The following is a 25,829-nucleotide window of genomic DNA, read 5'->3' as shown; positions in this document are numbered from 1 at the left end:
GATAATAAACGTAGAAGTTCGGCGAGAGGATGAGAGAATCGAACTCCCCGCGAAGCGGTCAACCGCCCCGCCATCGGATTTGAAGTCCGCGGACGCCACCAGATCGCCTTATCCTCCGCATTTTTAGATGATGAACGCGATTATAGCCAAATTTATATAAATTTTAGTTTGATTTTTATAGTATTTAGGCAAAATTTTATAGGCTCGCGATGGATTTTCGGCTCTTTTTACGGCAAATTTTACGCGCTCTCGCGTTTTTGGCTACCGCTATTTTTTTGGGCGGATGCTTAGAGTACTTCACCACCGTGACGCCGCTAACTGGCATAAACGTATACGACGCCTATCAAGTAAGCCAAGACGAGCGGGGCATCTACTCCATAGCCAAAGATAAAATCGTAAAAACTAAAATTCAGACTAAAATTTTGGGCACGAGCGGCCTTAGCAACCTAAACGTGGACGTGGAGAGCTTTTACGGCGACGTCTACCTCATCGGCGTCGTACCGGATGCCGAGCACAAAGAAAAGCTCGTGGAATTAGCCAAAAATACAAGCGGCGTAAATAAAATCTACACGTATATACGCTTCCCCAAAGACGGCGGCGAATGCGAAGGCAACCTCGCAATAATGCTAAATTTAAAAAATAATCTTTTTAAAGACAGCATAATAAGCGGTACGAGCGTGAGAGTGAGCGTGGTGCAATGTAACGTCGTATTTACGGGCATCATAACCGACATCGAGCAGGAAAAACACGCGATATGGTACGCCAAGCACATTAACGGCGTGCGCGACGTTTACTCATTTTTAAAGATTTTTAAGGATTAAATTCGTCGCTTTAAGGCGCTAAATTTCGCACCGGCTAGCGCAGGCGAAGTTTGCGGGCAGGTACACGCTAAGGCTTAGCAAGCCGGCAAAGCCGCAAAAAGCGTTGTAAGCGGTAGATACGCAGTAAGGCTCTAGCAAATACTGCACACTCTTGACACCCGGCAAATTTTGCGCGCTAATTCGCCCGTTTTAACCGCGGTTTTTGGCTGCGGCAGCTAAATTTAGATCGCCATTTAGTTATCAAACCAAGCTAGACTAAATTTGCTTTTAAATTTAAAGGTTTTAACTCGCGCGCCGTAAGCGTAAAATTTGACGTTTAAATTTAAGTTTTAAACAGCCAAAATAAGCAACCGACTCGCGCGTACGTTTAGTAAAATTTAGCCGAATTTGCCTAGCTAAACTAGGCCAGAGGCAAACGAATAAGCCGGGCAAAAACGCTGCGGCGCGGTTGATGAGCGGCCGAAAAAACGCAGAGTCGCAAGCACCACGTTTAACGAACTAATCAGAGACGACATCATCAGGCGCATAACCCCGCATGAAATTTTATAGCGGATTACGAAAAGCTGCAAAGCTATACGGACTAAATTTAAATTTTACGCGCCTAAACCCGTATCTTTAAGGCGCTAAATTCTGTTTTTAAATTTGATGTAGTTAAATTTGTAAATTTAGTAAGATGCGAGATAGGTATTCCAGACGCAATAGGCGTAGTTTAACTTTAAAATTTTAACCCGTGAGGGCGCGGACTGGTCGTCCGTAACCGAAACGGGTTTAAAATTTTAAAGCTTCCTCGTAGCGAAGTCTCGTAACGAGCGCCTCGCGCGAAGTTAAAAATCCGTTCATTTATGGGGAATTACTTCTTTTTCATGTCGAATTTATTCGCCATAAATCCAACTAGTCCCACAAAGAAAAGCCCGCCGCAGATATTGCCTAGCGTAACGGGAATTAGGTTTTTACCGATGAAATTTCCCCAGTTTAGCACTTCTAACTTTTCAGCCGTGATGCCGTGTCCTAGAGCCGTAGCCGCAGCGGCTATATCTCCGCCGTTTGCCGCGATGTAGTGAGCTTTAGCGATGATGGCTTCTGTTATGATAAACATATTTGCCACGCAGTGCTCCATAGAGCATGCGACAAACGCGCCGATCATCCACATAATGGCAAAAAATTTGCCCGCTAAGTTGCTCTCGCTAGTCGCAGTCCAAATAGACATGCAAACAAACACGTTACAAAAGATTCCGCGGATAAATAGCTCGTGAAACGGCGCGGTGACCTTGCCTATGCCTGAGGGTATAAAGTGTTGCAAGATATAGCCGTCGTATTTTAGCGGTAAGCCAGAGTAGTAGTACATATACGCAATTAGCGCGCCGCCTACGAAGTTAAAAACCCAAACGATCGCCCAGTAGCTAAAGGTCTTTCCTAAATTTAGTTTGCCTTCATACGCGCTAACGCCGCTTAAAACCGAGCTAGTAAATAGATGTCCGCCGTAAAAAACGACCATCATAAGTCCGCAACTAAAGGTGATGCCGCCGATGAAATTTGCCAGTCCTATAGACTGCTTTTCAGCCATGCCCACGGTCGAGTGCGCCCAGAAAATATCGCCCATAGCAATCGCCGCGCCCGCCATGATAGCTAGAAAAATAATGCTCACTAACGGAGTATGCGCCTTGTGCTCCATCGAATTCGACACCGCTTGCGCGGTTTCTGCAGGATTTAACATATTCTCCTCCTAATTTAAATTTTTATCTATTTCCAAGATACGTTCAAAGGCTTTTTGCGCGCTTTTTTTCGCATTTTCGCTTAAGCCCTCTTTAAAATCAAGCACGTTTTCAAGCAAAACGCTAATGCCTAAAAACAGCGTTTTGGGGCAAATTTTGCGCAGGTAGCTTAAAAGTACGGGCGTAGGCAAGTTGTGCGTCGAGTAGATATAGTCGCGCTCGTTGCTTAGATCAAAAAACTCGATCGCGCCGTCTTTAAACCCACTCATCGCGTCTACCACGACGATGATACCAGGCGCAAATTCGCGAAGCGCGCCAAACTCGTTTTCAGGCACGTCCTGTCCGTAAAATACCCGCCAATCTTTCAAATTTGCCTCGACGATTCGCCCCGTTTCGTTGCCTACGTCGTCGTCGCCGCGCATGGGATTGCCGATGCAAAGTAAAGCCTTTTTCATCTCTTTTCCTTTCTTTTTTGAGCGCCTTTAAATGAGCTTGAAAATTTTAGCCTGCGATGGACTACATGTCCTATCTCGGCTAAAATTTTCTGCGCAACATTTAAATCCATCTCAAAAATCCTTCCTAAGCACCAGATATCCCTCGCACAGATTTTCAAGCTCTTTTTTTAGCTCGCATTCGCAAAGCTCGGGGATGAGCTTTGCCGCATGCTCCCTAAATATCTCCACTTCAAAATACTTGCTTAAATTTCCCAGCTTAAATTTGACGTATTCGCCGCCGCTAGCTACGATACGCTCAAACTCCTCGTCGGGTATTTCGAGCGTTTTTTCGCTAAAGTCCACCGTCCCCACGCCGTGTCCGACGCAGACGGAAAATAGCTTGATATCTTTTAGCTCTTTTGGCATCTTTTCGTTTTCGTCCATGTGACGGCGGGCGAGTTTATAGACTCTTATCATCGTTTATCCCAAATTTCTTTTTTAACGTCGATGGCGTTTTGTGTATCGCGTTTTGCTTTGGCGTATTTTAGATAGACGTCGTTGTAAAGCAGCCCCATACACTCGGCGTATCTAGGGTCTTCTTCTTTATGGATAGCCTCTAGCATTACTTTTTTAGTAGCCGCTACGTCGTGGATATCAGGAGAAGTTTTGGCCGCGTCCATATATTTAGCAAACAGCGTCCTGCCGAAGATATAACTCATTAGCCTCTTTGCCTCGGCTTCCAAATCGCGCTCGAAAAGTATATCGCCTATGATAGACTCTTTTACGGCGGGGGCTTTGCAGTCGTCTTGCTCGAAGCTTCTTTTTTGCAGCTTTTGATCTATGATGCCAAGAGCCATACCAAGGCCGTATATGACGCTAGCCGGATGCGGAGGACAGCCCGGGATATAGACGTCTACGGGGATAATCTTATCTATGCCGCCCCAAACGCTATAAGCGTCGTAAAAGATACCGCCCGTGCTGCCGCATGCACCAAAGGCCACCACGATCTTTGGATCGGGCGCGGCCTCGTAAGCGCGAAGCAGCGGATAATACATCTGGCGCGTAACCGGGCCGGTGCAGAGCAAAATGTCCGCATGGCGCGGGTTTGCTACTAGCTTAAATCCGAAGCGCTCCGGATCCCACATCGGCGTGATAGCGGCGAAAATTTCTATCTCGCAGCCGTTGCAGCTGCCGCAGTCGATGCGGTAGACGCTAAAGCTTCGTTTGATATTTTTTAGATGTTCTAACTTTGCGGTTAGGTCGTTTGCCGTTTTTATATTTTCGGGAACTTGATAAAGGCTCATTTTATCCCCTCCTCTACGTCTTTAGTTATGCGCTCTACGGCTTGGGCTTTTTTGCACTCCGGGCAGATATATAGATAGTCTTTAGCCTCTTCTAGTCTGCCCGGGAGCAAATTTGCCGTGCTAAGCTTTGAAAAAGTATAGTTGATGAGGCGAACCGGCGTATACGGCTTGCCGCAGCATTTGCACTTTTGCATCTCTAGCTCGCCGCGCTGTATTAGTGCGCTTTTGTCAAATTTAACCGCTAGCTCGAAACCCTGGCTTAGGCGCACGCCGCCGGTTGGACAAACCTCGTCGCAGCGTCCGCAAAATATACATCGTCCGCAGTCAAACTGCCAAACAAGCTTGTCTTGCTTTTCGTTCATCTTTAGCTCTATGGCGTTGCTAGGGCACGCTACGCCGCACGCCGCGCAACCTATACAAAGCTCGTAGGTGTAAAACGGCTGCCCGCGGAAATTTTCGGGTACCTTATAAGGCTCAAACGGATAGGCGTAGGTCGCCTTTCCATATTTTTCGGTTACGTCAAATAACTTCATCATCTTAAATCCTTTTTGCTAATTTTGCCCGTTTGGCAAAATTTCTTAAGGTCTTTTTCGGTTAAAATTTTGCTCTTTTTGGTATTTACGTCCACTACGGTAACGCGGTCGGTGCAGGAGTAGCACGGATCTAGCGAGCAAACGATGAGCGCCGCGTCGGAAATGTTGTTTCCGCGGAACTGATAGCGAAGGCTAGGCCAGTTGTTATAAGTAGCCGCGCGGCATCTCCAGCGGAAAACCTTTTGCGCGCTGCCTTGCATGATCCAGTGGACGTTTTCGCCGCGAGGAGCTTCTACGTGTCCGAGGGCGAAATTTTCAGGCTTTATCATCGTTTTTGGATCGATTGATATCGGCGTTTGAGGCATTAGCTCCAAACACTGCCTGATGATATGTATGGACTCTTTTAGCTCGTTATATCTCACGACTTCGCGGCTAAATACGTCTCCGCCGTGCTCTACGTAGACTTTAAATTCGATATTTTTAAAGAAATCGTAAGGGTGGTCGTAGCGGTTGTCGCGCTTTAGACCAGAGCCTCGCATATTAGGCCCCACGGGGCTAAAGTCTCTTGCTACTTGCTTATCTAGCACGCCTACGCCTTTCCAGCGCGCGATTTGGCGCTTATCGTCCATAACCGCGTCCCAAATTTCAGAAATTTGAACGTCGAGCTTATTTATCATCTCGATGCCCTTTTTTATCTCGTTATCGGTCATATCGCGGCGAAGTCCGCCCATGATGACGTTGCCGTAGGTTTTACGGCCGCCCGTTACTAGCTGGGCTAACTCCATAGAGTACTCGCGCACTCTAAAGATATGCATAAAAGCGTTATAGTTGCCCGTTACCTCGCAAGCTAGACCGATATTTAAAAGATGGCTGTGAAGGCGCTCGATCTCAAGACAAATCACGCGGATAGCCTGCGCTCTTAGCGGGATTTCTAGCTTTATAGCTTTTTCGGCCGCTTCTATACATGCAATCGCGTGGGCGTAGCCGCAAATTCCGCAGACGCGCTCCGCAAGATAGCCCATCTGATCGTAGTTCATTCTGTTTTCGGCTAGCTTTTCCATACCGCGGTGCTGATAAAAGAGGCGGTAGTCCGCGTCTATGATCTCGTCGCCGTCGCAAAATAACCTAAAGTGTCCCGGCTCGTCGCTAGTTACGTGCAAAGGCCCAAGCGGCACGTCGATGACGCTATCGCCTTTTGGAAATAAAAACTCGGTGTCGGGCTCATCTTGGTGAGCGACGGGATCTGGGCGGTAGCGGTAGTCCATCGCGTCTTTTCTAAGCGGATAAAGGCCGTCCGGCCAATCGTCGCTTAGCACCAATCTACGCTTATCGGGCAAGCCCTCGGCTACTAGGCCGAACATATCGTAGGCTTCTCTTTCGTACCAAACGCAAGCAGGCACTAGCGGCGTAACGGACGGAAAAGTTGGATCGACGCCGGGAATTAGTGTTTTAACGGTGATAAAGCACTTATCCTCGGCGGCGAAGTCGTCCTCTTCCGTCATCTTGCCGCCCTCCATAGACAAAGCGTAGTAAAGCGCAAAACAGCCGTTTATAGTCCTCTCGTCGCTAGGTATCATCGTGGAGATGAAACCGCCGATATCGTAGTAAAGGGTCTTGACCGCAAGCGGAAGGTCGTTTCTGTCCACCAGGACGGTGATTTGATCGTCGGCTTGGCGGGTTACTTCTAAAACCTTTACCTTTGTTTTTAAAATTTCAACGAATTTATCGCCTCTCATAATAGTTCTCCAGTTATTATCTTCACGCCGTTTTCAACCAGCGTATAAAAGTTATCCACGTGCCAAACGCCAAAGATTATAATCAAAGCGCAAAGCAGGATAAGCGGTAAATTTTCTAATATACTCATCTCTTTATTGTGAACGACCGCGGCTTTAGGTTCGCCAAAGCTTGCTAAGTTAAAGTGCGAGAAGTCCGCGATAAAGATGATCGCAAGAGCTATCGCAAATAAAGCGACGCTAAAGTATTGGCCGCTATTTACGGCACCGACGAAAACATTAAATTCGCTAACGAATATCGCAAACGCGGGCACGCCTACCAGCGAGCAAACCGCTGCGCCAAACATCATCGTAGTTACGGGAGCTATCTTTATCATACCGCCCATTTTGCTCATATCTTTGTGTCCGTAAATTCTAGCGATATTGCCCGTTGAGCAAAACGCGAGAGCCTTGGTAAAGCTGTGAGCTAGGCAGTGGAAAATCGCCGCAAATAGCCCGAAAGGTCCGCCCACGCCAAGAGCAAAGGCTATAACGCCCATATGCACGATAGAGTGGTAGGCAAACATCCTTTTTACGTCGTGTTGCCTGATTAAGAAAATTCCGCCCACAAATAGCGTAATAAGACCGGAAACTATCATCACGCTTTGGACGAACTCCATACCCGTAGCTTGAGCCGCGATAGCGTAGTATCTAAATAAAGCTAACATCGCGCACTTTAGCAAAACGCCAGAAAGCAGAGCCGAAATCGGCGCCGGGCCTTGGGCGTGAACGTCGGGAAGCCAGGTGTGCGTAGGAGCAAGGCCGGCTTTCGTGCCAAATCCGATAAGCGCAAAGACGAAGATTAGCTTAGCGACGTCGGGGCTTAAATTTTTAGCGTTTGCCATTATGCCCGTCCATAGCATCGCAGCCTCGCCGTCTTTTATCTCTGCAAAAGTCGCAGAGTAAAGAAGCACGGTCGCATAAAGCGCGAACGCTAGGCCGATAGAGCAAAGGACTATGTATTTATAGCCGCTCTCGGTCGATTTTTGATCTTTTAGGATCGCGACTAGAAACACCGATGAAAGCGTAGTAGCCTCGATCGCAGCCCACATAAACGCGACGTTGTTACAGATGACGCTTAAGCTCATCGTAAAGATAAACACGTGGCTAAGCGCGTAGTATTTCTTAAGCGCGCTTAAATTTATATGTCCCTCTTCAAGCTCCCATCTCATATAGTGGGTCGCGTATAAATTTACTAGTAGGCCCGTAACCGCGATAAGTATCAAAAATACGCAGCCAAGGCTGTCTAAAAACAAAAATTTATCGTGCGCGTAAAACGTACCGCCCGTTAAAACTTTGCTTACGTTAAATAGCAAGGCTAAAGACGTAACTGCGCTAACTGCTACGTGAAGCAAACTCAAAAAAGCGTAATTTTTCGGAGAGAAAAATAGCAGTATCGCTCCAAGAAGCGGTAAAATTAATATCAAAGTTAAACTATCCATCTCTATCCCCTTAAATTCGTAGCCTTAGACGTATCAAGGCTGCCGTATGCTTTATAAAATCTAATCGCTAAAACGCTCATAATGATAACCGCAAAAATCGCGTCGGTTAAAATTCCAAGCTCGACGAGCTCGTTTGAGTTGTAAGCCATGAGCGCTAGGCTTAGATGTATGCCGTTTTCAAAAAGGCAATAAGCTAAAATTTGCTTGATAAACGAGTTTCTAAGCATAAAGCCGAAAACCCCCATCATAAACACGCAAACCGCGGCTAGTAGCATTATCTTTTCTTTAATAAGCGAAAACTCCAAAAATATCGGATTAATACTCATCGCCAAAGCCAAGCTAAAACCCATCGCTATAACGGGGCTCACGAAAAAGCCGCCTACAGGCTCGTCTTCGTGTACGACGCCAAGATTTTTAATAAGCCAAAGCAAGATCGCAGGCACGAATAAAACCTTCGTAAAAAACGCCACGACCGCCCACGTAGATAGTTGCTCGGCATTAAATTTAGACGACAACGCAAAAAATATCCCGACTAATAGTAGCGTCTGAACTCCGTAAACGATGACGGATAGCTTTAGGCTTCTTAGCCCGAAAACCGCCAAAGACGTTACCATCATACAGATAGCCAAAGTATCTAAAATATTCATCTCACACCCCCACGACGTAAAGCGTCAAAGCCGCAAAAGATATAGCTAGAGCAGCTAGAGCGTTTTTACGTAAGCTCGAAGTCATCTGGAATCTAGGTCCGAAGTTATCTATAAACACGGCCGCTACGTAAAACACTCCCGTTTTTAAGACGAAGATTATCACCGCTAAAAACGGATTGCTAAAATTCCACGGCTCGAAAATCGAAAGGAAAAGTCCGATCATCGCAAATTGTTTTAAGATAAGCGAAGCTTGAACTAGGCCTAAATCAGAGCCCGCGTATTCGCCTAGCAAGCCTTCTTGCAACTCTTGCTCGGCTTCTGCCAGGTCAAAAGGCTTTCTGCCAGTTTCAACGTATATGCACCACAAAAACGCTATCGAAGCAACCGCAAAGCTTGGGATCTGATATCCGATCTGGCCGCTTTTTACCATTGATTGGATTTCTACTAAATTTGACGTTCCGGCCGCAAGCATAACGACGATTAGGCACATTATCATCACCGGCTCTACGTAGACGGCTAGCATCTGCTCTCTACCGCCGCCCGTTGCCGCAAACGGGTTGCCGCTATCCATAGAAGCAGCGCCAAAAACAAAGCGAAGTAGCGCGCCTAGGTAAAGAATCACGAATATGTCGGAATATGCTCCAAAAATCGTGCTTTTACTATAAGTAATAGGAATAGCCGCTAGTATCGCCGCCGAAGTAGCAAACAAGAAAAACGGAGCCTGCCTAAATACCCAGTGAGAGCATGCAGGCACGGTTCTACCGCGTCTAAAAAGCTTTATGATGTCGCGATACGTCTGGAAAAAATCGCTACCTTGTTTTGATTGCAGTTTGGCTCTTAGTTTCCTAGCCATACCGTCAAACAAGGGCGCAACCAAGACGATGACGACTACTTGAAATATCATCAAAAGTATAGTCTGTAAAATTTCCATCTCACGCCCCCCTATATCAAAAAGTAGCTAACCGCTAGTATCGCGCAAAGATATATGAGGATATATAGCGCGTAAACGTTGGTGTAGCCGCTTTGCATTATGCCTATTTTTTCAGCGACCTTTTCGGTAAATTTAATCACCGGCTCGTAAAATAGCCCCCACCAGATATCTTTTGGATGGTTGTGATACTCGACCGGGTTAAAATAGCCTTTAGTCACGACTTTTCTCTCGCCTTTAAACAGCCAGTTCATTATGCGTCTTAGATCGCCCGTGAAAGGACCGCCCGTCATTTGCATACGAGAGCTATACTTAAATCCGCAAGCCCAAGGATCGGTCTCGCGAGGTTTCTCGCGGTTTGCTTTCATCACGGCTAAAATCGCAAAAGGCAAAACCATAGTAGAACACAAGATGATGGCTATAAGCGGAGTTGAAACCACGCTGCCTAAATTTGATGTCAAATTTATACCGTGGCTAGCTACGTAACCGCCTGCGCCGCCTATGGAATTTACGGCCGTTTGGATGTAACCGACGACTACGTTAGCTCCGATACCAAAGCCTATACAGCCGATCATTAGCACTATCATGCCAAGCACCATAAATATCGGGCTTTCTTTGGCGTTTTCCCAAATTTTCTGATCTCTTGGAGTTCCCGCAAAGATTACGGCATAAAGCTTAAGGTGCATGCCGACTAACACGCCCGTAAGCGCTAGAGCGACGACTGAAAGCGTAAAGGCGTATCTAGTAAAGATGCCCTGCTCTAGCGCGCCTTGAAGCATACCTTGATAGGTAAACCACTCGGATACGAAGCCGTTAACGGGAGGAAGCGCCGCGATACCCATGATACCGATAAACATACCAACAGACGTCCAAGGCATCTTTTTAGCTAGGCCGCCTAGCACGTCCATATCGCGAGTGTGCGTAGCGTGCAAAACCGAACCCGCGCAAAGGAACAATAGTCCTTTAAAGATCGCGTGGTTAACCACGTGATAGCATCCGGCTAAAAATCCGATCGCAGCAAGCGTCATATTTCCCGCAGCTAGACCGTACAAACCTGTGCCAAGACCGAGCAAGATGATGCCGATGTTTTCGACAGAGTGATAGGCAAGAAGCGCTTTGTAGTCGTGCTGGCAAAGAGCGTAAAGAACGCCAAACAGCGAGCTAGCGGCACCCAAAATCAAAACCGTCAAGCCAAAGTAAATGCTTAAAGGCAAGAAAAGCGTAAATTTAACTAGAGTAAATAGCGCGACCTTGATCATAACGCCGCTCATTAAAGCAGAGACGTTTGAAGGAGCGGCCGGGTGAGCCATCGGTAGCCATACGTGAAACGGCCACATACCCGCCTTGCTGCCAAAACCGACCAAAAATAGTATAAACACCACGACGCTAGCCGCAGTCGGCATATTTAGGTGGGCAAATTTGCTAAATTCGGTGCTGCCGGCGTAGTGAGCCATTATTAGCAGCCCGCAAGTGATGCAAAACGCGCCGACTTGAGCGATACCAAGATACACCATCACCGCTTTTAGCGTGCCTTTGCCGTCGTTTACGAGGATGAGGAAAGACGAGATAAGCGTCATAAGCTCCCACAAAACGATGAAGCAAAATACGTTATTTGCACTGATAACTAGAAGCATCGAAAGGATGAAAAGGTTAAACAAACAGGCAAAAACGCCTACGCTTGCTTTTTTTATGTATTCCTCCGCGTAGCTCATACCGTAGACGCTGCTGGCAAAGCCGATAAAGACGACTACGAAGCTAAAGAAATTTCCAAGCGGAGTTAGCTCGAATTTTGGCGCGTATAAAAAATCGCCGCCAAGAGCGAAGCCCTGTATCGTCCCCATATGCGCCACAAAGTAGCAAAGCGCGTAAAAACAGCTGATCGCGCTTAGTCCAAAGCCGATTTTTACGGCTGATTTTTGAGCGCCGTAGAGCAGGATGCTAACGGCGGCGCTAACTAAGAAAAGCAGATACACGCCTACCATCTCGCACCCCCTTTTGCGCCGCTATTTTCGTCGTTCATAGCGCGCGAATTTGACGCCGCTTGCTCTCTTGCCTGCTCGCTAGGAGTTTTGTCAAGCTCCTTGATGACGATGACATCGCCCTCGCCGTCCACGTCCTGAGCGCCGATATCGGCTAAAACGTGAGGCTCTTTTAAATTTCCGCTTCCGCGTAAAATTTTATCGACGAAAGCCTGAGCCGCCTCTTGCTCGATCTTGTTGCCGAGCTTGTGATGGCTGTGCAAAGGATCGACCATGATGATAGCGCTGGTCGGACAAACCTCGACGCACGCAGGGCCGTTTTCGCGTCCAAAGCACATATCGCACTTTATCGCGGTGTTTTTCGCGCCGGCCTGGCTCTCGATCTCGAGGTAGTATTTGGGCTCTACCGCGTAATTAACCGACGGCATGAGCTCGGCGCTCGAGCTTATCGCGCCGTAAGGGCAAGCGATAGTGCAGAGTTTACAGCCTATACAAATCTCTTCGTGAAGCTCGATGTAGTTGTCGTCAAACCTTAGCGCCCCGGTAGGGCACACGTTCGCGCAAGGACCGTCATCGCACTGGCGACACTGCGTCGGCATGACGCCCTTTGCCTGGCGCAATACAGTTAGCCTAGCCTTTGAGAGCTTGCCGCGCTCGTAGGCGCTACGGAAACATGCCGCCATGCAAGTAGCGCAACCGATACAACGTTTGTAATCGGCGATCACAAATTTATGTCGTTTCATAAATTCTCCCTTCTACTTGTTTTTTGATTCTTGATTACTCTTAAATCTTGAAGCAATTTTATTACTTTTAAAAATTTATTTCCGTCATCTATCTGACGAATTTTGTATTTTTTATATTAATTTTTATGAATTATTTATTTTTAAGTTTATTTTTAAATTTACGGTAATATAGGCTTTCTTTTAAACTTATGCGAATATAAAAATATTACGCACGAACTATCAGGTACTAAAAGAGAGCATTTTAGTCCTAAAATATTTTAAAAAGCTTAAGCAAAAATTTAAGTGTAAATTTTAAAAGTTTGGCTCTTACGAATTTAAACTCGTAATAACTAATACTAAATTTACGCCTCTTAGGCTTGCGGTCCGCATCGACTAAATTTACGTTCGCCCAAGCCGCCCCAAAATGCACAGCCTAAGATAAATTCGCTATTTAATCGGTAAATTTGCGTGATTTTTATCTGTTTTTAGATAAAATCCGCCAAAAATTTAAAGGTAAATTTAATGCAAGAATATGACATCATCGTCGTCGGAGGCGGTCACGCGGGTATCGAAGCTAGCCTAGCTCCCGCAAGAATGGGCAAAAAAACGCTGCTAATCACCATCCTAGCCGAGCAAATCGGGGCGACTAGCTGTAATCCAGCAGTGGGCGGACTAGCCAAAGGCCATCTGGTAAAAGAACTCGACGCGCTGGGCGGGCAGATGGGGCTAACGACCGATGTCGTGGGCATACAGTTTCGCGTGCTAAACGAGAGTAAAGGCCCCGCCGTTCGCGGCAGCCGCGCTCAAATCGACATGGATAGATACCGCGTCTATATGCGAAATTTACTGCTAAATACGCCAAATCTCGACGTCACGCAAGAAATCGCGACGCAAATTTTAACGCAAAACGGGCAGATATCGGGCGTAAAAACCCACCTCGGCAACGAGTATAAAACTAGTAAGCTCATCATCACGACGGGCACTTTTTTAAACGGACTGATTCACGTCGGATTTAACAAGCTGCAAGCCGGCCGCGTGGGCGAGTTTAGCTCGGTAAATTTAAGCCAAAGCCTAAGAGATCACGGCTTTACGCTAGGACGGCTAAAAACGGGAACCTGCCCCCGCGTGGATGCTAAAAGCATAGATTTTAGCGCGCTTGAAGTCCAAGAGGGCGACGCAAATCCCGTCCCGTTTAGCTTCCGCACGCGGGACTTCGCGCCTACGCAGCTGCCCTGCTACATCGCCTACACGAACGAGACTACGCACGAGATTATCCGCTCGAATTTCGACAAAGCGCCTCTTTTTACGGGGCAGATAGAGGGCGTAGGCCCGCGCTACTGCCCGAGCATCGAGGATAAGATAAATAGATTCGGCGACCGCGACAGGCATCATCTTTTTATCGAGCCGCAGACGGCTAGCGCGACGGAGTACTATATCAACGGCTTTTCTACGAGCCTGCCTTACGACGTGCAAGTTAAAATGCTGCGCTCGGTAAAGGGCTTTGAAAACGCGCGCATCGTTCGCCACGGCTACGCGATCGAGTACGACTATGCGCCGCCAACGCAGCTAAAACACAGCCTGGAAACCAAGCTCGTCGGCGGGCTGTATTTCGCTGGCCAGATCAACGGTACCACGGGCTACGAAGAGGCCGCCGCGCAGGGACTGATGGCGGGCATAAACGCAGCTCTCGCGCTTGAGGGCAAAGAGCCGCTCGTACTGCGCCGCGACGAGGCGTATATCGGCGTTTTGATCGACGATCTAGTCACCAAAGGCACGAAAGAGCCCTACCGCATGTTTACCTCGCGCGCCGAGTACAGGCTACTGCTGCGCGAAGATAACGCCGTGCTGCGCCTTAGCGGCTATGGGCGGCAGCTTAGGCTAATAGACGCTAAAACATACAAGAGAGTAGAAGAAATCCGCGAAAATTTAGCGCGCGGGCTAGCGTATCTAAACCAGACCGTAATCACGCCCTCAAAGCAAAATTTAGCCCTTTTAGAAAGCCTAGACGAGGATATAATCAGCCAAAACGTAAGCCTGCAAAAAATCGTAGCGCGCAAGAGCTTCACGCGCGAAAAACTGCAAAATTTAGACGAAATTTTCGCCTGCATGGACGAGGCGAGCTTGGAGCAAATTTTAGTCGAAGCCAAATACCAGCACTACATCGCCGAGCAAAAAAGCCAAATAGAGCGCATGAAAGATATGCTGCAAGTGCGTATCCCAGAGGGCTTTAGCTTCCGCGGTATCAGCGGGCTAAGCAACGAAGTAGTCGAAAAACTAGAAACCTTTAATCCGCCGACTCTTTTTGCCGCCAGCGAGATTAGCGGTATTACGCCCGCGGCGATAGATATTTTGCACATCTATATAAAGATGAACGCTAAGGAGCCGCGGTAAGCCGCGATAAAATGCTATTTAATTAAGGATGAGCGTTAAATTTGGGGCTAAATTTAACGCTTCGCCTTTTTTGCGTTTTAATTTTACGAACCCGTCAAATTTAATCGTATCTGCTAATCTCGATCAAATTTCCGTCCGGGTCGCGCACGTAGATAGAATTTATCGCTCCAATCGCGCCCGTTCGCGGCACCACCCCCTGCTCTACGGCGATGCCCGCAGCCTCTAGCTCCCCCAAAACTGACTCAAGCGGCGTATCCGTAAGCAAGCAAATATCGGCCGTTCCGACGTTTGCATTTAAAGCGTTTGGCAAAATCTCCTCGCCTTTTATGTGCAAATTTATCTTTTGCGAGCCAAAGGCCAGAGCTTTGCGTCCGTTTGCAAAATCAACCTCGCGCATACCCAGTACTCGCACGTAAAAATCAAGCGTCCGTTGTAAATCAGTAACCGTTAAAACGATATGATCGATCGAAGCGATACGCATATATTCTCCTTTTAAATCAAATTTAACCAATCATCGTCCGCTAAAAACGGCAAATTTGACGGCGCAAATTTAAAGCCGCTCGGAGTTAAATTTTGCGGCGCGGGTAAATCAAGCAGAATAAAACCAAATTTAAATTTAGCTGGCCCGCGAAGCGTCAAAATTTAATCGTCCAAACCCGATTACTCCCGAATTTTATCCGCAAAAGCCTCAAAAAGACAAAATAGTAAATGATTTTTTAAAAAATAATTTAAATATCTAAACTATTTACAGGAAAAATAAAATTTTAATTTTCATAAGAGTATAATGGCGAGTATTTTTTAAAAAACTGCTGAAAGGAAGGTAATGTCCGTAAAACAAGAAAGACGAGATTTTATCGGTTTGGCGTTCGGGGCGGTGGCCGCAGTCGGCGGCGCGGCGACCCTCGTAGCCGTCAAAAAGACCTGGGATCCGCTTCCTAGCGTTAAGGCGGCGGGATTTACGACCGTAGATCTCAGCCCGATGAAAGAGGGCGAGATGCGCCAAATAGAGTGGCGTAAAAAGCCGATATTTATCCTAAAAAAAGACGCTTCGATGGCGCCTAACGACAAGCGCGACGTCGTGGTAGACGGCGCTAGATATATGGTGGCGATCGGGCTTTGCACGCATCTTGGCTGCATCCCGGAGTGGAAACCGGGCAAGCAGCTTTTCGTTTGCGCCTGTCACGGAGGCGAATTTAACGCAGACGGCGTAAACACCTTCGGCCCTCCTCCGCGCCCGCTAGACATACCGCCGTTTAAGATAGACGGCACGAAACTCGTTTTGGGCGAGACCAGCCCCGAATACGAAAAACTAACGGCTCAAGCGTAAGGAGGGGAAGATGCACATCAGAAAATCAACGGGCGTTTTAGACTGGCTGGATCAAAGGATCGCCCTAAATAAGCTAATGAAAGTCCTCGTCAGCGAATACTGGATACCGAAAAATATAAATTTCCTCTGGGCGATGGGCGTTATACTCACGACGCTTTTTGCGTTGCTTATTTTTACCGGATTTATGCTAGTTATGTACTATAAACCGGATATAAATTTAGCCTTTGACAGCGTAAATTTGACCATAATGAAAGAGGTCGAGTACGGCTGGCTATGGCGCCATATCCACGCGGTTGCGGCTTCGGTCGTATTTCTCATAATCTACATCCACACCTTTACGGCGATTTACTACGGCTCTTACAAAAAAGGCCGCGAGATGATTTGGGTCAGCGGCATGCTGCTTTTCATTTTGTTCTCCGCCGAGGCGTTTAGCGGATATATGCTACCTTGGGGACAAATGAGCTACTGGGCGGCGATGGTTATTACGAATTTATTCGGCGGCATCCCGGTTATCGGCGACGCGGTAGTCGAGTGGATCAGAGGCGACTACGCAGTTAGCGATCCGACTTTGACGAGATTTTTTATGCTTCACGTCTGCTTGCTGCCGATCGTGCTTATAGCAGTCGTCGCGATACACTTTTATACGCTTCGCGTTCCGCACGTAAATAACGAAACGGGCGAAGAGATAGACTTTGAAGTAGAAGCCGAAAAATACCTAAGCGGCGATACGAAAAACGCGAAAGTCATTCCGTTTTGGCCGGGCTTTTTGTCTAAAGACTTCATGTATATCGGCTTTTTCATGATTTTCTTTTTCTATCTCGTGTGCTTTCATTTCGACTTTGCGATGGATCCGATAAATTTCGAGCCGGGCAACCCGCTAAAAACGCCTCCGCACATCTACCCTGAGTGGTACTTCTTGTGGCAGTACGAGATTTTACGCGGATTTTTCTTCGATATTCTCGGATTTAAAGCCTACAATATCGGCCTTATCGCATTTGCGATCGCGGGCGTGGCGCTATTTTTCATGCCTCTTTACGACAGAAGCGACGTCGTGGCTCCGGCTCACGAGAGAAAGGGCTTTTTCGTATGGTTTTGGCTATTAATCGTCGATATGATTATCCTCACGATTTTTGGCAAATTGCCTGCCGACGGCGTAACGCTAGGCATTTCAAACGCTTGGATAGGCTTTTTCTCGACGATAGCGTTTTTTATCCTACTTTTCGTAGTCTTGCCTATCATAACGACGCTTGAGAAAAAAGGAGCGATGAAATGAAAGAACTAAAAATTTTTATAATCGTAGTCGCGCTTGCCGGCGTAGCGTACTGGGGCATAGAGCCCTATGCGCATAGCGTCATGCATCCGCACGTAGCCGCAGCTGACTACGACCTAGGCGCAGAGGACGTAGCTCAAGCTAAATCCGTAGTAGAAGCCAGACAAAAAGCTCTCGAAGCCGCGCAAGCTCTAAATGACGAAAAGAAAATCGCCGGAGCGAAAAAAGATCTAGAAGAGGCGAAAAAATCCCTTGAGGATTACACGGCGTTTTGGAACGAAGTAAAAACTATAAATTTAGCCAAAGGAGACGCCGCTAAAGGCGCGGAAACTTTTGCTAACGCGGGCTGCACGGGCTGTCACGGCGTAGAGGCCGCAGGTATGCCAAACGCTCTAAGCGCCGCCGAGCTTAGCGAAGCTCACGGCGTCGTACCGCCCGATCTTAGCACCGCAGGAGCGATATACGACGAGCATTTCCTAGCAGCTCTTATAAAAGACCCGACCAAGGCGCTAAAGCTAACGCATAAATTTAACGACGAAAAGCCTTATCCTATGCCGGCCTTTTTCGGAGCGGGCGGAGAAGATCCAAATGCCGAGATCGCCGATATAGTCGCGTATCTAAAGTCTATCGCGCCTAAAGAAGTCAGCGACGAGCAGGTATTTCGCGACGCATGCCAAAGATGCCACGACATGAAATACGAAAACAAATACGCGCTAAGCAACCGCGTAAATTTAGCCGCGTATATGGGCTCAAACCCGCCTGATTTATCGATGATGATTCGCTCAAAGGGCGATGATTATCTGCATAAATTTATAAACGATACGCAAAAAATGCTACCCGGCACTGCGATGCCTCGCGTAGGACTAAGCAAGGCTAGCGAGGATCAAATCGTAGCCTACATGCAAAAAGCCGGCGACGCTAAAAAGGCCGAGCGCGAAAGTCTAGGCATAAATGCGATGATCTACTTCCTGATTTTTGGCATCTTCGGATGGCTTTGGAAACGCAAGGTTTGGTCTAAACTGCATTAAAATAGGAGCCCGCCTTTCGGGCTCTTTTTAAATTTATCGCTTCGATTCCTTCTTTTTAGTCTTTAAATTTGCCCCGTTTTTAACTCGCAAATAGTTTTTAACCTATTTTATCGCTTGCCGCCTAACTCAAAGCCGAGTTTAGCCGCGCGGCGCGTCCAAATTTAAACGTTTTTTAGATTCGTCCGCTAAAATGCGTTAAATTTTGAAAGGACAAAAGATGAACAGGGCAGAATTTCAAAAGCTAAATTCCAACGAAAAACAAGACGCAATGCTAAAAATATCCGCCGCATATCCGCAATTTAAATTTCTAAATTTAAGCAAATTTGCGTGCGGCGAGCATAGCTTTGAGACGGGCATTTTTGATTTTGAGGGGAGCGAGTTCGTTTTTATTCCGGGGGACGAGCCGGAGCTTGGCTGGGATGATTTTGCCGTTTTAGATGAAATTTCGGCAAAAGAGATTAAAGAGCAATGCGACTCTTGCCCCGAGGATCAAAGCCTGCGCGAATTCGTAGCAGAACAAACCTCTCCGCTTCGCCGCACCAAAATCCCAGCTATGCTAGCCGAAAGAAAACCCGCCGAGCTTAGCTGGTACGAGGTGGATTTAAGCGACAAAAGACTTAAAATTTACGCAAACGAGATAGAGAATTTTTCGCATGGTAAAGACAAAGATATTTCTGAAATGACGGTTTGGAGCGCGATAAAATTAGTCCGCGAAGGCGGCAAAATTCGCGCGTTTTTGTTTGACGACGTCACGCACGAGGAGCTTGAAGCAAATTTACGCAAAAACGGCTTTAGCCTACCAAGCCAGGACGAGTGGGAATATCTAGCCGGATGCGGGGCGCGCACGCTTTGGCGTTTCGGCGACGAGCCTGATCCCGACAAGGTAGCGTTACCGCACGTTAATCAGCCCAAAAATCCGGAATTTTCGCTATTTGAGCCGAATTTATTCGGGCTATTCATCGCCTTTGATCCTTACCCAGTCGAGCTTGTAAGCGCGCCGATATACTTTAAAGGCGGCGATGGCGGCAGCGCGTTTTGCGGCGGTGCGTCGCTATTTGAGTGCCTGCTGCCCGTCTCGCCTTTTTACGCTATGAGCGAGGAGATGCGAAATGATTATTTGGAGTTTTTGAACGACGGCGATATCGACAACGCGATTTATAGGCGTATTTTTAGACTTTGAAAAAGACGCTTTAGCCGCTGGCGCACGCAATTTTAGCACCGATTAAAGATATCTCGCCGTGCGTTTTAGCTTAAACTTAAGTCGCTACTCAAAGGTTTAAGTTAGCCTAGGTACCGAGATTTTGCGAAATATAAATTAAACTCGCATGCTACACCCGCTTTGCAAAACGTTTTTGCGCCGATTTACGACAACCGCGGAATTAAAATAGGCGCAAAGCGATAAATTCGCCGCAAAAAGCCAAGCTTGCTTTCGTTTTTCATTGCTTAAATTCTCGTAGATTTATCCTTAGATGCTAAAATCAGCCACCGTTTTTTCATAAAATTTACCGAAAAGGAAAAATATGGCCAAATTTAAATTTTTTGCAATCCTCGCGGCGCTTTGCCTCGGGTTAAATTTAAGCGCTAGCGAACTGGAGGGCAGATGGAGCATCGTCTCGGCAAACATAGACGGGCAGGAGGTGCAAACGGCGGGGCAGAAGTGCTTTGAGGATTCGTTTTTCGAGGTTAGCGGCCGGGAGGCAAAGCTAGGCCTTAGCTCCGTAGGCGAGGATGGCGCGTGCAAAAGCGGCGCGGCAAGCTACGCCTTTAAAAGCATAGGTGCTGGCAAATACGCGCTGGGTCCTATCGGCGAGTTTTGGCTAGATAAAGACGCGCTAAAGGTAAAACAGTCCTTAGACGGCGGCAAATTTATCGTTTTTTCTTTCAAAAAAGACGCGGCCGCAAACAAGGCCGTGGCAACGGCAACTGGCTCAAATTTGAGCACAGATGAGCTAGAGGGCAGATGGGAGATCGACTCGGTCACAGCACAAGGGCAGACATTTAAAACGGCAGGCCAAAAGTGCTTTGAGGATTCGTTTTTCCAGATCTCGGGCGGCAAAGCCATAGTCAGTATCGTAGCGGCAAATCCGGACGGCACGTGCAAAACAGGCGCAGGAGAAAGTGGCTACAAAAGCCTTGGCGCAGGCAGGTACGCGCTAGATAACGATGCGGGCGAATTTAGATTAAAGGTTGACACGCTCGAATACGAACAAAGCGCGGGTAGCATCTTGTTTACCTTTAAAAAAAGCCGCGCGGCGCAGGCTAGCTCAAATCAGGCGCAAGCCAAATCAAGCTCAAATTTAGAGCCCCAAAAAGACCCTAGCGTCAAGCATAGCGACGCAAAAGCTACCAAAAAAGGCACGGGCGTGTTTGCGGGCAAGTGGTTCTTCATAAACACCAATACCGACATATCCTTTTATCTGCGCGACGACGGCACTTACGCGAGCCGTTTAGAAAAGCCCGACTGGCGCACGCGCATCGACGGCACTTATAAAAAAGACGGCAAAAAAATCGTACGAACCGCCAACGACGGCGAGCAAAGCACATATAGCTGCGAGGATGCGGATTGCACGTTTTTGTGGAGCGACGGCGGATACCATCTCTTTAACGCTCAAATCTTAAATGAGGTGCCAAAGGGCAGCTACTCGTTTACCTCCGTTGGCTCCATGTCCGTTTACAACGCCTCGGGCGGCACAGATATCGTGGGTGGCGGCGTGAGCGGGTACTATGACTTCGACGGCAAAGGCCGCTTCAAGGACGGCAGTTCGTCCTACTCCTCCGCCGCCATGAGCAATGTGGGCGGCGGCGGAACAAGATCTAGCAGTAGCGCGGGCTCATATACGCTGGATAGCGGTGAACTCACGCTCAGATACGACGACGGACGGACGCAGCGACATAGCTTTTTTTACATCCCACCCACTAGCGAAGGCAAGGCAGGCGGAGTGGTCGTCGACGGCGCGATATATTTTTTGGACGAATAGCAAAACCCGAGCAAATTCGCCGCATTCGGTAAATTTGCGGACGGGTTCGCGCAAACCAAGCCTAAATTTATGAAAGGAAAAATATGGCTAAATTTAAATTTTTTGCGATCCTCGTGGCGCTTTGCCTCGGATTAAATTTAAGCGCTAGCGAGCTGGAGGGCAGATGGAGCATCGTCTCGGTTACGGCGCAGGGACAGACGTTTAAAACGGCCGGACAAAAATGCCTCGAAGATTCTTTTATCGAGGCTAGCGGCGATAGCGCGCGCCTAAGCCTAAGCAGCGCGGGCGACAAATCCTGCGAAAAAGCCGAACAAAACTTCGCTCTAAAAAGCCTAGGCGGCGGCAGATACTCGCTTGGCGGCGGCGAGCTACGGCTAAATAACGGCTCGCTCGAATACAAACAAGGCGCGGACGGCGGCGAGATCGTATTTACCTTTAAAAAAGACGAGGTAAATTTAGCCGGCATCGTAAACGGCGCCGTAAATCAAACCGGCCTTGGCGGGTCAAATTTAAGCGAGTTAGAGGGCAGATGGGAGCTAGTCTCGCTAAAGGCGCAGGGGCAGAGCTTTAAAGTCGCGGGGCAAAAGTGCTTCGGCGACTCATTTTTTGAGATCGGCGGCGATGAAGCGACGGTAGGCATCGTGGGCGTAAACCAGGACGGTTCGTGCAACAAAAGTGCTGGCAAAAGCGGCTACGAAAGTCTGGGCGGCGGCAAATACGCGCTTAGCGCTAAAGGGCTGGGCGAGTTTTGGCTAAAAGACGGCATGCTCGAATACAAACAAGTCGCGGACGGGCAAGAGGTCTTGTTCGTCTTTAAAAAAAGCGCAAGTAGCGCGCAAGCAAAAGCAAGCAAATCAAGCTCAAATTCGGGTGAACCCGCAAAACCAGCAAAAGATCCGGGCGTCAAACATAGTAGTGCCGGAGCGAGCAAAAAAGGTTCGGGGGTATTTGGCGGTACGAAATTTAATATGCTTTTAAACACGAGCGAGGATTATTCTTTTTACCTACGCGACGACGGCACCTACGCGAGCCGACTAGAAAAGCCCGACTGGCGCACGCGCATCGACGGCACGTATAAGGTCAAAGACGGCATCCTAACGATAACAAGCAACGACGACTACGACACGAGCTACTACTGCGAGAACGACGACTGCACCTTTTTGTGGAACTCCATCGGCACGGGGTATTATATGTTTCAGGCGCAAATCTCAAGCCAAATGCCAAAAGAGTGCTTCTCGTTTCGCAAGGATAGCTCGTCGTCCCTGTACGGCTGGTCGGGCGGCAGCGATACGGTAAGCGTAGGCGTGAGCGGATACTACTGCTTTGACGGCAAAGGGCGCTTTAGCTCGGGCGGATCGTCGTATGCTACGGCAACCTCGGGTACCGCCGGCGGCGGCATAGGCGGGGGTAGCTCAAAATCGCACAGCGACGAGGGCTCATATACGCTCGATCAAGGCGAGCTAACGCTAAAATACGACGACGGTACGGTCGTTCGCCACAGCTTTTTCTACACTCCGCCGCTAGTCAAAGATAACAAAGCCATGGCGATCATCGACGGCGAGGTTTATCGGTAGTTTCGTTTTTAGTCCGCCTTTACGCTTGGCGGACTGCTTTTTAGCTCGCTATTTTGCATTTTAGCTTTTTAGCGCATTTTGATCAAAGGGCTTTTTGGAAGCAAGAAAATTTACCCTAGGATTCACGCGCAGGCCTTTGCTTTTTAGCCTACTTCTTAGCTAGCCGAATTCGTCTTTAGTTTTTGCTCATTAGACGGAGTTTTGTCTTAAGCTAAGAGTTGCTTTTATGACCTTAGGTAAAATTTTAAGCCCGGGGCTTAATTTTTTAAGCCGCCGCCGTTTTATCCGTTATATCGCTAAGCCGCATAAACGGTATCTACTTTTAGCTTGCCCAACCAAGATCTTAAGATAATACGCCTCATCTACTATGAGAAACTGTCAAATCGACACCCCTCGCGCTCCAACCGCGATAATCCAGAAATTTTATTTGCATCCTAAGCTAAATTTAGCAAATACTCGGCAAGGCAAATATAGTGCAACCACCTAATCTAAAGCTGGAAATATTGCTGCATTCCTAAAAGTCGCAAACCCGATACAAAAATAAGACCGCGCCAATGATGGTTTATCTACAAACCCGACATACTGCTAATAAAGCGCGGTTAAGCGGCTTTACTATGAAAGCGGGCGGCGGGCGGTTGTGCTTGTATTCTACGCTTTGTATCCAACTCTTACTCTTGCGCAAACAAAGTTGATATGTAGCTATTTGCGCCGGTAACCGCACGAAGAGCGTTAGGCTTTTTTAGACGACGGCGATAATCTTGCCTAAAGCAAATTTAAATGGCGGCTTTAGCGCATTCCGTACCTACGTATCTAGTCCCACGCTCTAGCCAAAAGAGTATCCAAACCTTGCCGGCCGAAAGATAAATTTAATGCTCTAAGCAGACATATGATAACCCTTAAATTTTAAAATATTTCTGCTTTTAATTCTCTCTTGCATTTGGCGAGCGTTTTATAAAACACTGGCTAAGATTTTAATCGAATTTTAGCTCGTAAAGCCCTTAAATCTTAAAGACGAGGTCAAAGTTCTTAAATTAGACACTAGAAACTTTACGGAAAAACATTTTAACGAAACCGCCCGAGGTTTTAAGGATGATTTGGGTTAAAAACTTAAGAAAGCCGCTTTTGCTCTAGGATGGTTTCTGGGGCGTATCATACAAATTTAGCTGATCTATATGTCTGCTCCGCTTCGTTCGTAGCCTTTCAGGAATTGGCGGCAAAGCAAGTCGAGGCTCTTGTGATTAGCTTTAATGTTTGCTAATGATAAAAACATGCTACACTTGAGACAAAGTTTTTATATTGTTTATATGATTTTACTATTAGCTTTTTATAAAGCAGAAAGCCGTTTGCTCCTTGTAAAATAGCAAATAAAAATTTATTCTTAGAATGCTTTACTCTAATAAACTAAAGTTACATAATCTACTAATCCGTCATAAGCACTTAGCAGTAATAAATACTTAGCGCTATCATCCATACCGCTTATACCTAACTTCGCTTTGTCTGCTATCAATAAGACGTACTCTGTTTGAGAAATCTTGGCAATATCGGCATTAGTTCATTTGCAGAACAGTTTTTAGCTACCCGGATATAGACCTTACAGTCAGCTTTAACATATCACCTGTTTACAACTACGAGCAAGATAAAGCAGAAATACCGGAGTTTTATTTACCGTGCATTCTACCTATTTTCTTAAAGATAGCGTGAGTGCAAGATCTCTTACTCTCTTAGCCTAGCTTTGCTCTACTCCACTTCGCTGCGCTTTTCGCTTTTTAAGAAACAGTAACGAGCAAAGAGGTTAAGCACCGGCTACTTTTACTTACCCCTGTAACCCTTTTCTCAAATAGAGCGTTAGCGCAACACATCTTACTCGTTTAGATCCGTTCTACCTCACTACGCTTATAGCTTTTCAAGACGCAGTTGCGAGCGAGGCGAAGTAAAAATATCTTTGATCTAATTTAAAGCTAAGCTTCTAGGTGAGGCTAAAACCTCGCCGCCTAGAAGCTTAGGTATTTTTAACTTTGCCACGCTCGTTACTTGTAAGAATATAGCTCTTATCATAACTTACTGCAATTTTGTGTAAGTTTAAGTTAAAGAGAGCTTTAATAAATTATGGGGCAATATAATCAGCAAGAGATATCGCATAAATCTTTTCTGATTATTTACCAAAAAGATTTACGCGATTTAATTTATAAGCTCAAATTTGAGCTGAAACGACATAGGATTATTCTGATTTTTTCTTTGTAGGTTTTTTAGCTTCAACTTCCTTGCCTAGACTTTCTTCACCCTTCTTTTTTAAAGACTTTGCCTTAGTTTTAGCCTCGTCAATACCTTTTTCGCTTTTATCTTCGCCTGATTTTACTTTGTTTTTGATACTTTTAGAAGCCTTTTCCTCTATATCGGTTTTAGATTTGTCTATATCTTTTGCAGGTGTAGATATTTTATCTTCTACATCTTTTGTTTTTTTGGCGACCTCTTTTTTACTCTGCTTTGCTTTGTCAAACATATCGCTTTTAGCTTCTTGCGCCTTCTTAGTTGCTTTATTGCTTAAAGGCATTACGCTTTCGCCGCTCGTAGAGATATCGCCTTTTAAATTTTCAAACGTCTTATCGCCGATACCGTTTACGTTTTTAATATCCTCTATGCTTTCAAACTTATTTGTTTTTCTGTATTCAATAATAGCATCGGCTTTTGCTGAACCGATACCATTTAAACTCATAAGCTCTTCTTTGGTAGCGGTATTTAAATTTATAGCAGCAAACACCATTGAGGCGCATGCAAGCATAGATAATATAAATTTGTTCATTGTTTTTCCTTTTTTAGAAATTTAAGTCCACATTCTACCAAAAAATAATTATAGAATTATTAAAAAATATAATTAATATAAAATAAGCTTTAATTAACTAAGGTTTTTACCAATTTACTTCTATATTAAAAAATACAAACTTCGCCCGATATAACAACTCAACCTAT

20 protein-coding genes and 1 pseudogene are annotated in these 25,829 nt (G+C 46.7%); 8 read left to right on the top strand and 13 right to left on the bottom strand.

Annotated elements, in window-relative coordinates; translation table 11 throughout:
* Positions 1–209: 209 nt before the first annotated feature.
* Complete coding sequence (locus tag Q0218_RS11345; RefSeq protein WP_297969672.1) at positions 210–821, top strand: BON domain-containing protein; 612 nt, start codon at positions 210–212, stop codon at positions 819–821.
* An 850-nt stretch (positions 822–1,671) separates the two neighbouring features.
* Here the strand turns inward: Q0218_RS11345 and Q0218_RS11340 are convergent.
* The 11 genes from Q0218_RS11340 to Q0218_RS11290 form a co-directional block, all read right to left on the bottom strand.
* A complete protein-coding gene (locus Q0218_RS11340; RefSeq protein WP_297969670.1) occupies positions 1,672–2,535 on the bottom strand; it encodes a formate/nitrite transporter family protein in 864 nt (287 codons plus the stop codon).
* A 9-nt stretch (positions 2,536–2,544) separates the two neighbouring features.
* Positions 2,545–2,988, bottom strand: a complete 444-nt coding sequence (locus Q0218_RS11335; RefSeq protein WP_297969668.1) for a hydrogenase 3 maturation endopeptidase HyCI — start codon at positions 2,986–2,988, stop codon at positions 2,545–2,547.
* Between the two features lie 111 nt (positions 2,989–3,099).
* Positions 3,100–3,444 carry a formate hydrogenlyase maturation HycH family protein gene (locus tag Q0218_RS11330; protein ID WP_297969666.1) on the bottom strand — a complete coding sequence of 115 codons (345 nt, stop codon included), beginning with the start codon at positions 3,442–3,444 and terminating at the stop codon, positions 3,100–3,102.
* On the bottom strand, positions 3,441–4,271 hold the full coding sequence (locus Q0218_RS11325; RefSeq protein ID WP_297969664.1) for an NADH-quinone oxidoreductase subunit B family protein: 831 nt from the start codon (positions 4,269–4,271) through the stop codon (positions 3,441–3,443). Before Q0218_RS11325 ends, Q0218_RS11330 begins: the two co-directional genes overlap by 4 nt.
* Entirely contained in the window at positions 4,268–4,807 is a 540-nt protein-coding gene (locus tag Q0218_RS11320; RefSeq protein WP_295145296.1) for a formate hydrogenlyase complex iron-sulfur subunit, read from the bottom strand. Before Q0218_RS11320 ends, Q0218_RS11325 begins: the two co-directional genes overlap by 4 nt.
* Positions 4,804–6,540 (bottom strand): NADH-quinone oxidoreductase subunit C, encoded by a 1,737-nt coding sequence (locus Q0218_RS11315; protein WP_297969662.1) that lies wholly within the window; start codon positions 6,538–6,540, stop codon positions 4,804–4,806. The genes Q0218_RS11320 and Q0218_RS11315 overlap by 4 nt, the downstream gene beginning before the upstream one ends.
* On the bottom strand, positions 6,537–8,018 hold the full coding sequence (locus Q0218_RS11310; RefSeq protein WP_295145300.1) for a hydrogenase 4 subunit F: 1,482 nt from the start codon (positions 8,016–8,018) through the stop codon (positions 6,537–6,539). Before Q0218_RS11310 ends, Q0218_RS11315 begins: the two co-directional genes overlap by 4 nt.
* A gap of 2 nt (positions 8,019–8,020) precedes the next feature.
* A complete protein-coding gene (gene hyfE, locus Q0218_RS11305; protein WP_297969660.1) occupies positions 8,021–8,665 on the bottom strand; it encodes a hydrogenase 4 membrane subunit in 645 nt (214 codons plus the stop codon).
* A 1-nt stretch (position 8,666) separates the two neighbouring features.
* Positions 8,667–9,596, bottom strand: coding sequence for an NADH-quinone oxidoreductase subunit H (locus tag Q0218_RS11300; RefSeq protein WP_295145304.1), 930 nt, complete (start codon positions 9,594–9,596; stop codon positions 8,667–8,669).
* Between the two features lie 11 nt (positions 9,597–9,607).
* Entirely contained in the window at positions 9,608–11,575 is a 1,968-nt protein-coding gene (locus Q0218_RS11295) for a proton-conducting transporter membrane subunit (RefSeq protein WP_297969659.1), read from the bottom strand.
* Entirely contained in the window at positions 11,569–12,315 is a 747-nt protein-coding gene (locus Q0218_RS11290; protein WP_297969657.1) for a 4Fe-4S dicluster domain-containing protein, read from the bottom strand. Before Q0218_RS11290 ends, Q0218_RS11295 begins: the two co-directional genes overlap by 7 nt.
* Before the next feature lie 501 nt (positions 12,316–12,816).
* Here Q0218_RS11290 and mnmG point away from each other — a divergent pair.
* Entirely contained in the window at positions 12,817–14,685 is a 1,869-nt protein-coding gene (mnmG, locus tag Q0218_RS11285) for a tRNA uridine-5-carboxymethylaminomethyl(34) synthesis enzyme MnmG (RefSeq protein ID WP_295144618.1), read from the top strand.
* A gap of 100 nt (positions 14,686–14,785) precedes the next feature.
* Here the strand turns inward: mnmG and Q0218_RS11280 are convergent, their stop codons facing one another.
* Positions 14,786–15,166, bottom strand: coding sequence for a VOC family protein (locus Q0218_RS11280; RefSeq protein ID WP_297969655.1), 381 nt, complete (start codon positions 15,164–15,166; stop codon positions 14,786–14,788).
* A 342-nt stretch (positions 15,167–15,508) separates the two neighbouring features.
* On the opposite strand from Q0218_RS11280, the gene Q0218_RS11275 reads away from it, so the two are divergent.
* The 6 genes from Q0218_RS11275 (at position 15,509) to Q0218_RS11250 (ending at position 22,862) form a co-directional block, all read left to right on the top strand.
* Entirely contained in the window at positions 15,509–16,012 is a 504-nt protein-coding gene (locus Q0218_RS11275) for a Rieske 2Fe-2S domain-containing protein (protein WP_295144623.1), read from the top strand.
* A 10-nt stretch (positions 16,013–16,022) separates the two neighbouring features.
* Entirely contained in the window at positions 16,023–17,285 is a 1,263-nt protein-coding gene (locus Q0218_RS11270; protein WP_297969653.1) for a cytochrome bc complex cytochrome b subunit, read from the top strand.
* Complete coding sequence (locus Q0218_RS11265) at positions 17,282–18,310, top strand: c-type cytochrome (protein WP_297969651.1); 1,029 nt, start codon at positions 17,282–17,284, stop codon at positions 18,308–18,310. The genes Q0218_RS11270 and Q0218_RS11265 overlap by 4 nt, the downstream gene beginning before the upstream one ends.
* A 217-nt stretch (positions 18,311–18,527) precedes the next feature.
* Entirely contained in the window at positions 18,528–19,490 is a 963-nt protein-coding gene (locus tag Q0218_RS11260; RefSeq protein WP_297969649.1) for a hypothetical protein, read from the top strand.
* A 340-nt stretch (positions 19,491–19,830) separates the two neighbouring features.
* Positions 19,831–21,288: a hypothetical protein gene (locus tag Q0218_RS11255; protein WP_297969647.1), complete on the top strand. Its 1,458-nt coding sequence runs from the start codon at positions 19,831–19,833 to the stop codon at positions 21,286–21,288.
* An 83-nt stretch (positions 21,289–21,371) separates the two neighbouring features.
* Positions 21,372–22,862: a hypothetical protein gene (locus Q0218_RS11250; RefSeq protein WP_297969645.1), complete on the top strand. Its 1,491-nt coding sequence runs from the start codon at positions 21,372–21,374 to the stop codon at positions 22,860–22,862.
* A gap of 2,569 nt (positions 22,863–25,431) precedes the next feature.
* Here Q0218_RS11250 and Q0218_RS11245 read toward each other — a convergent pair.
* Positions 25,432–25,662: pseudogene (locus tag Q0218_RS11245) on the bottom strand (helix-hairpin-helix domain-containing protein); the annotation flags it as partial.
* Positions 25,663–25,829: the final 167 nt, after the last annotated feature.

This window comes from uncultured Campylobacter sp., assembly GCF_938039245.1.
GTDB lineage: Bacteria > Campylobacterota > Campylobacteria > Campylobacterales > Campylobacteraceae > Campylobacter_A.
The sequence above is the reverse complement of the archived record's forward strand: the minus strand, read 5'-3'. Positions and strand labels throughout refer to the sequence as shown.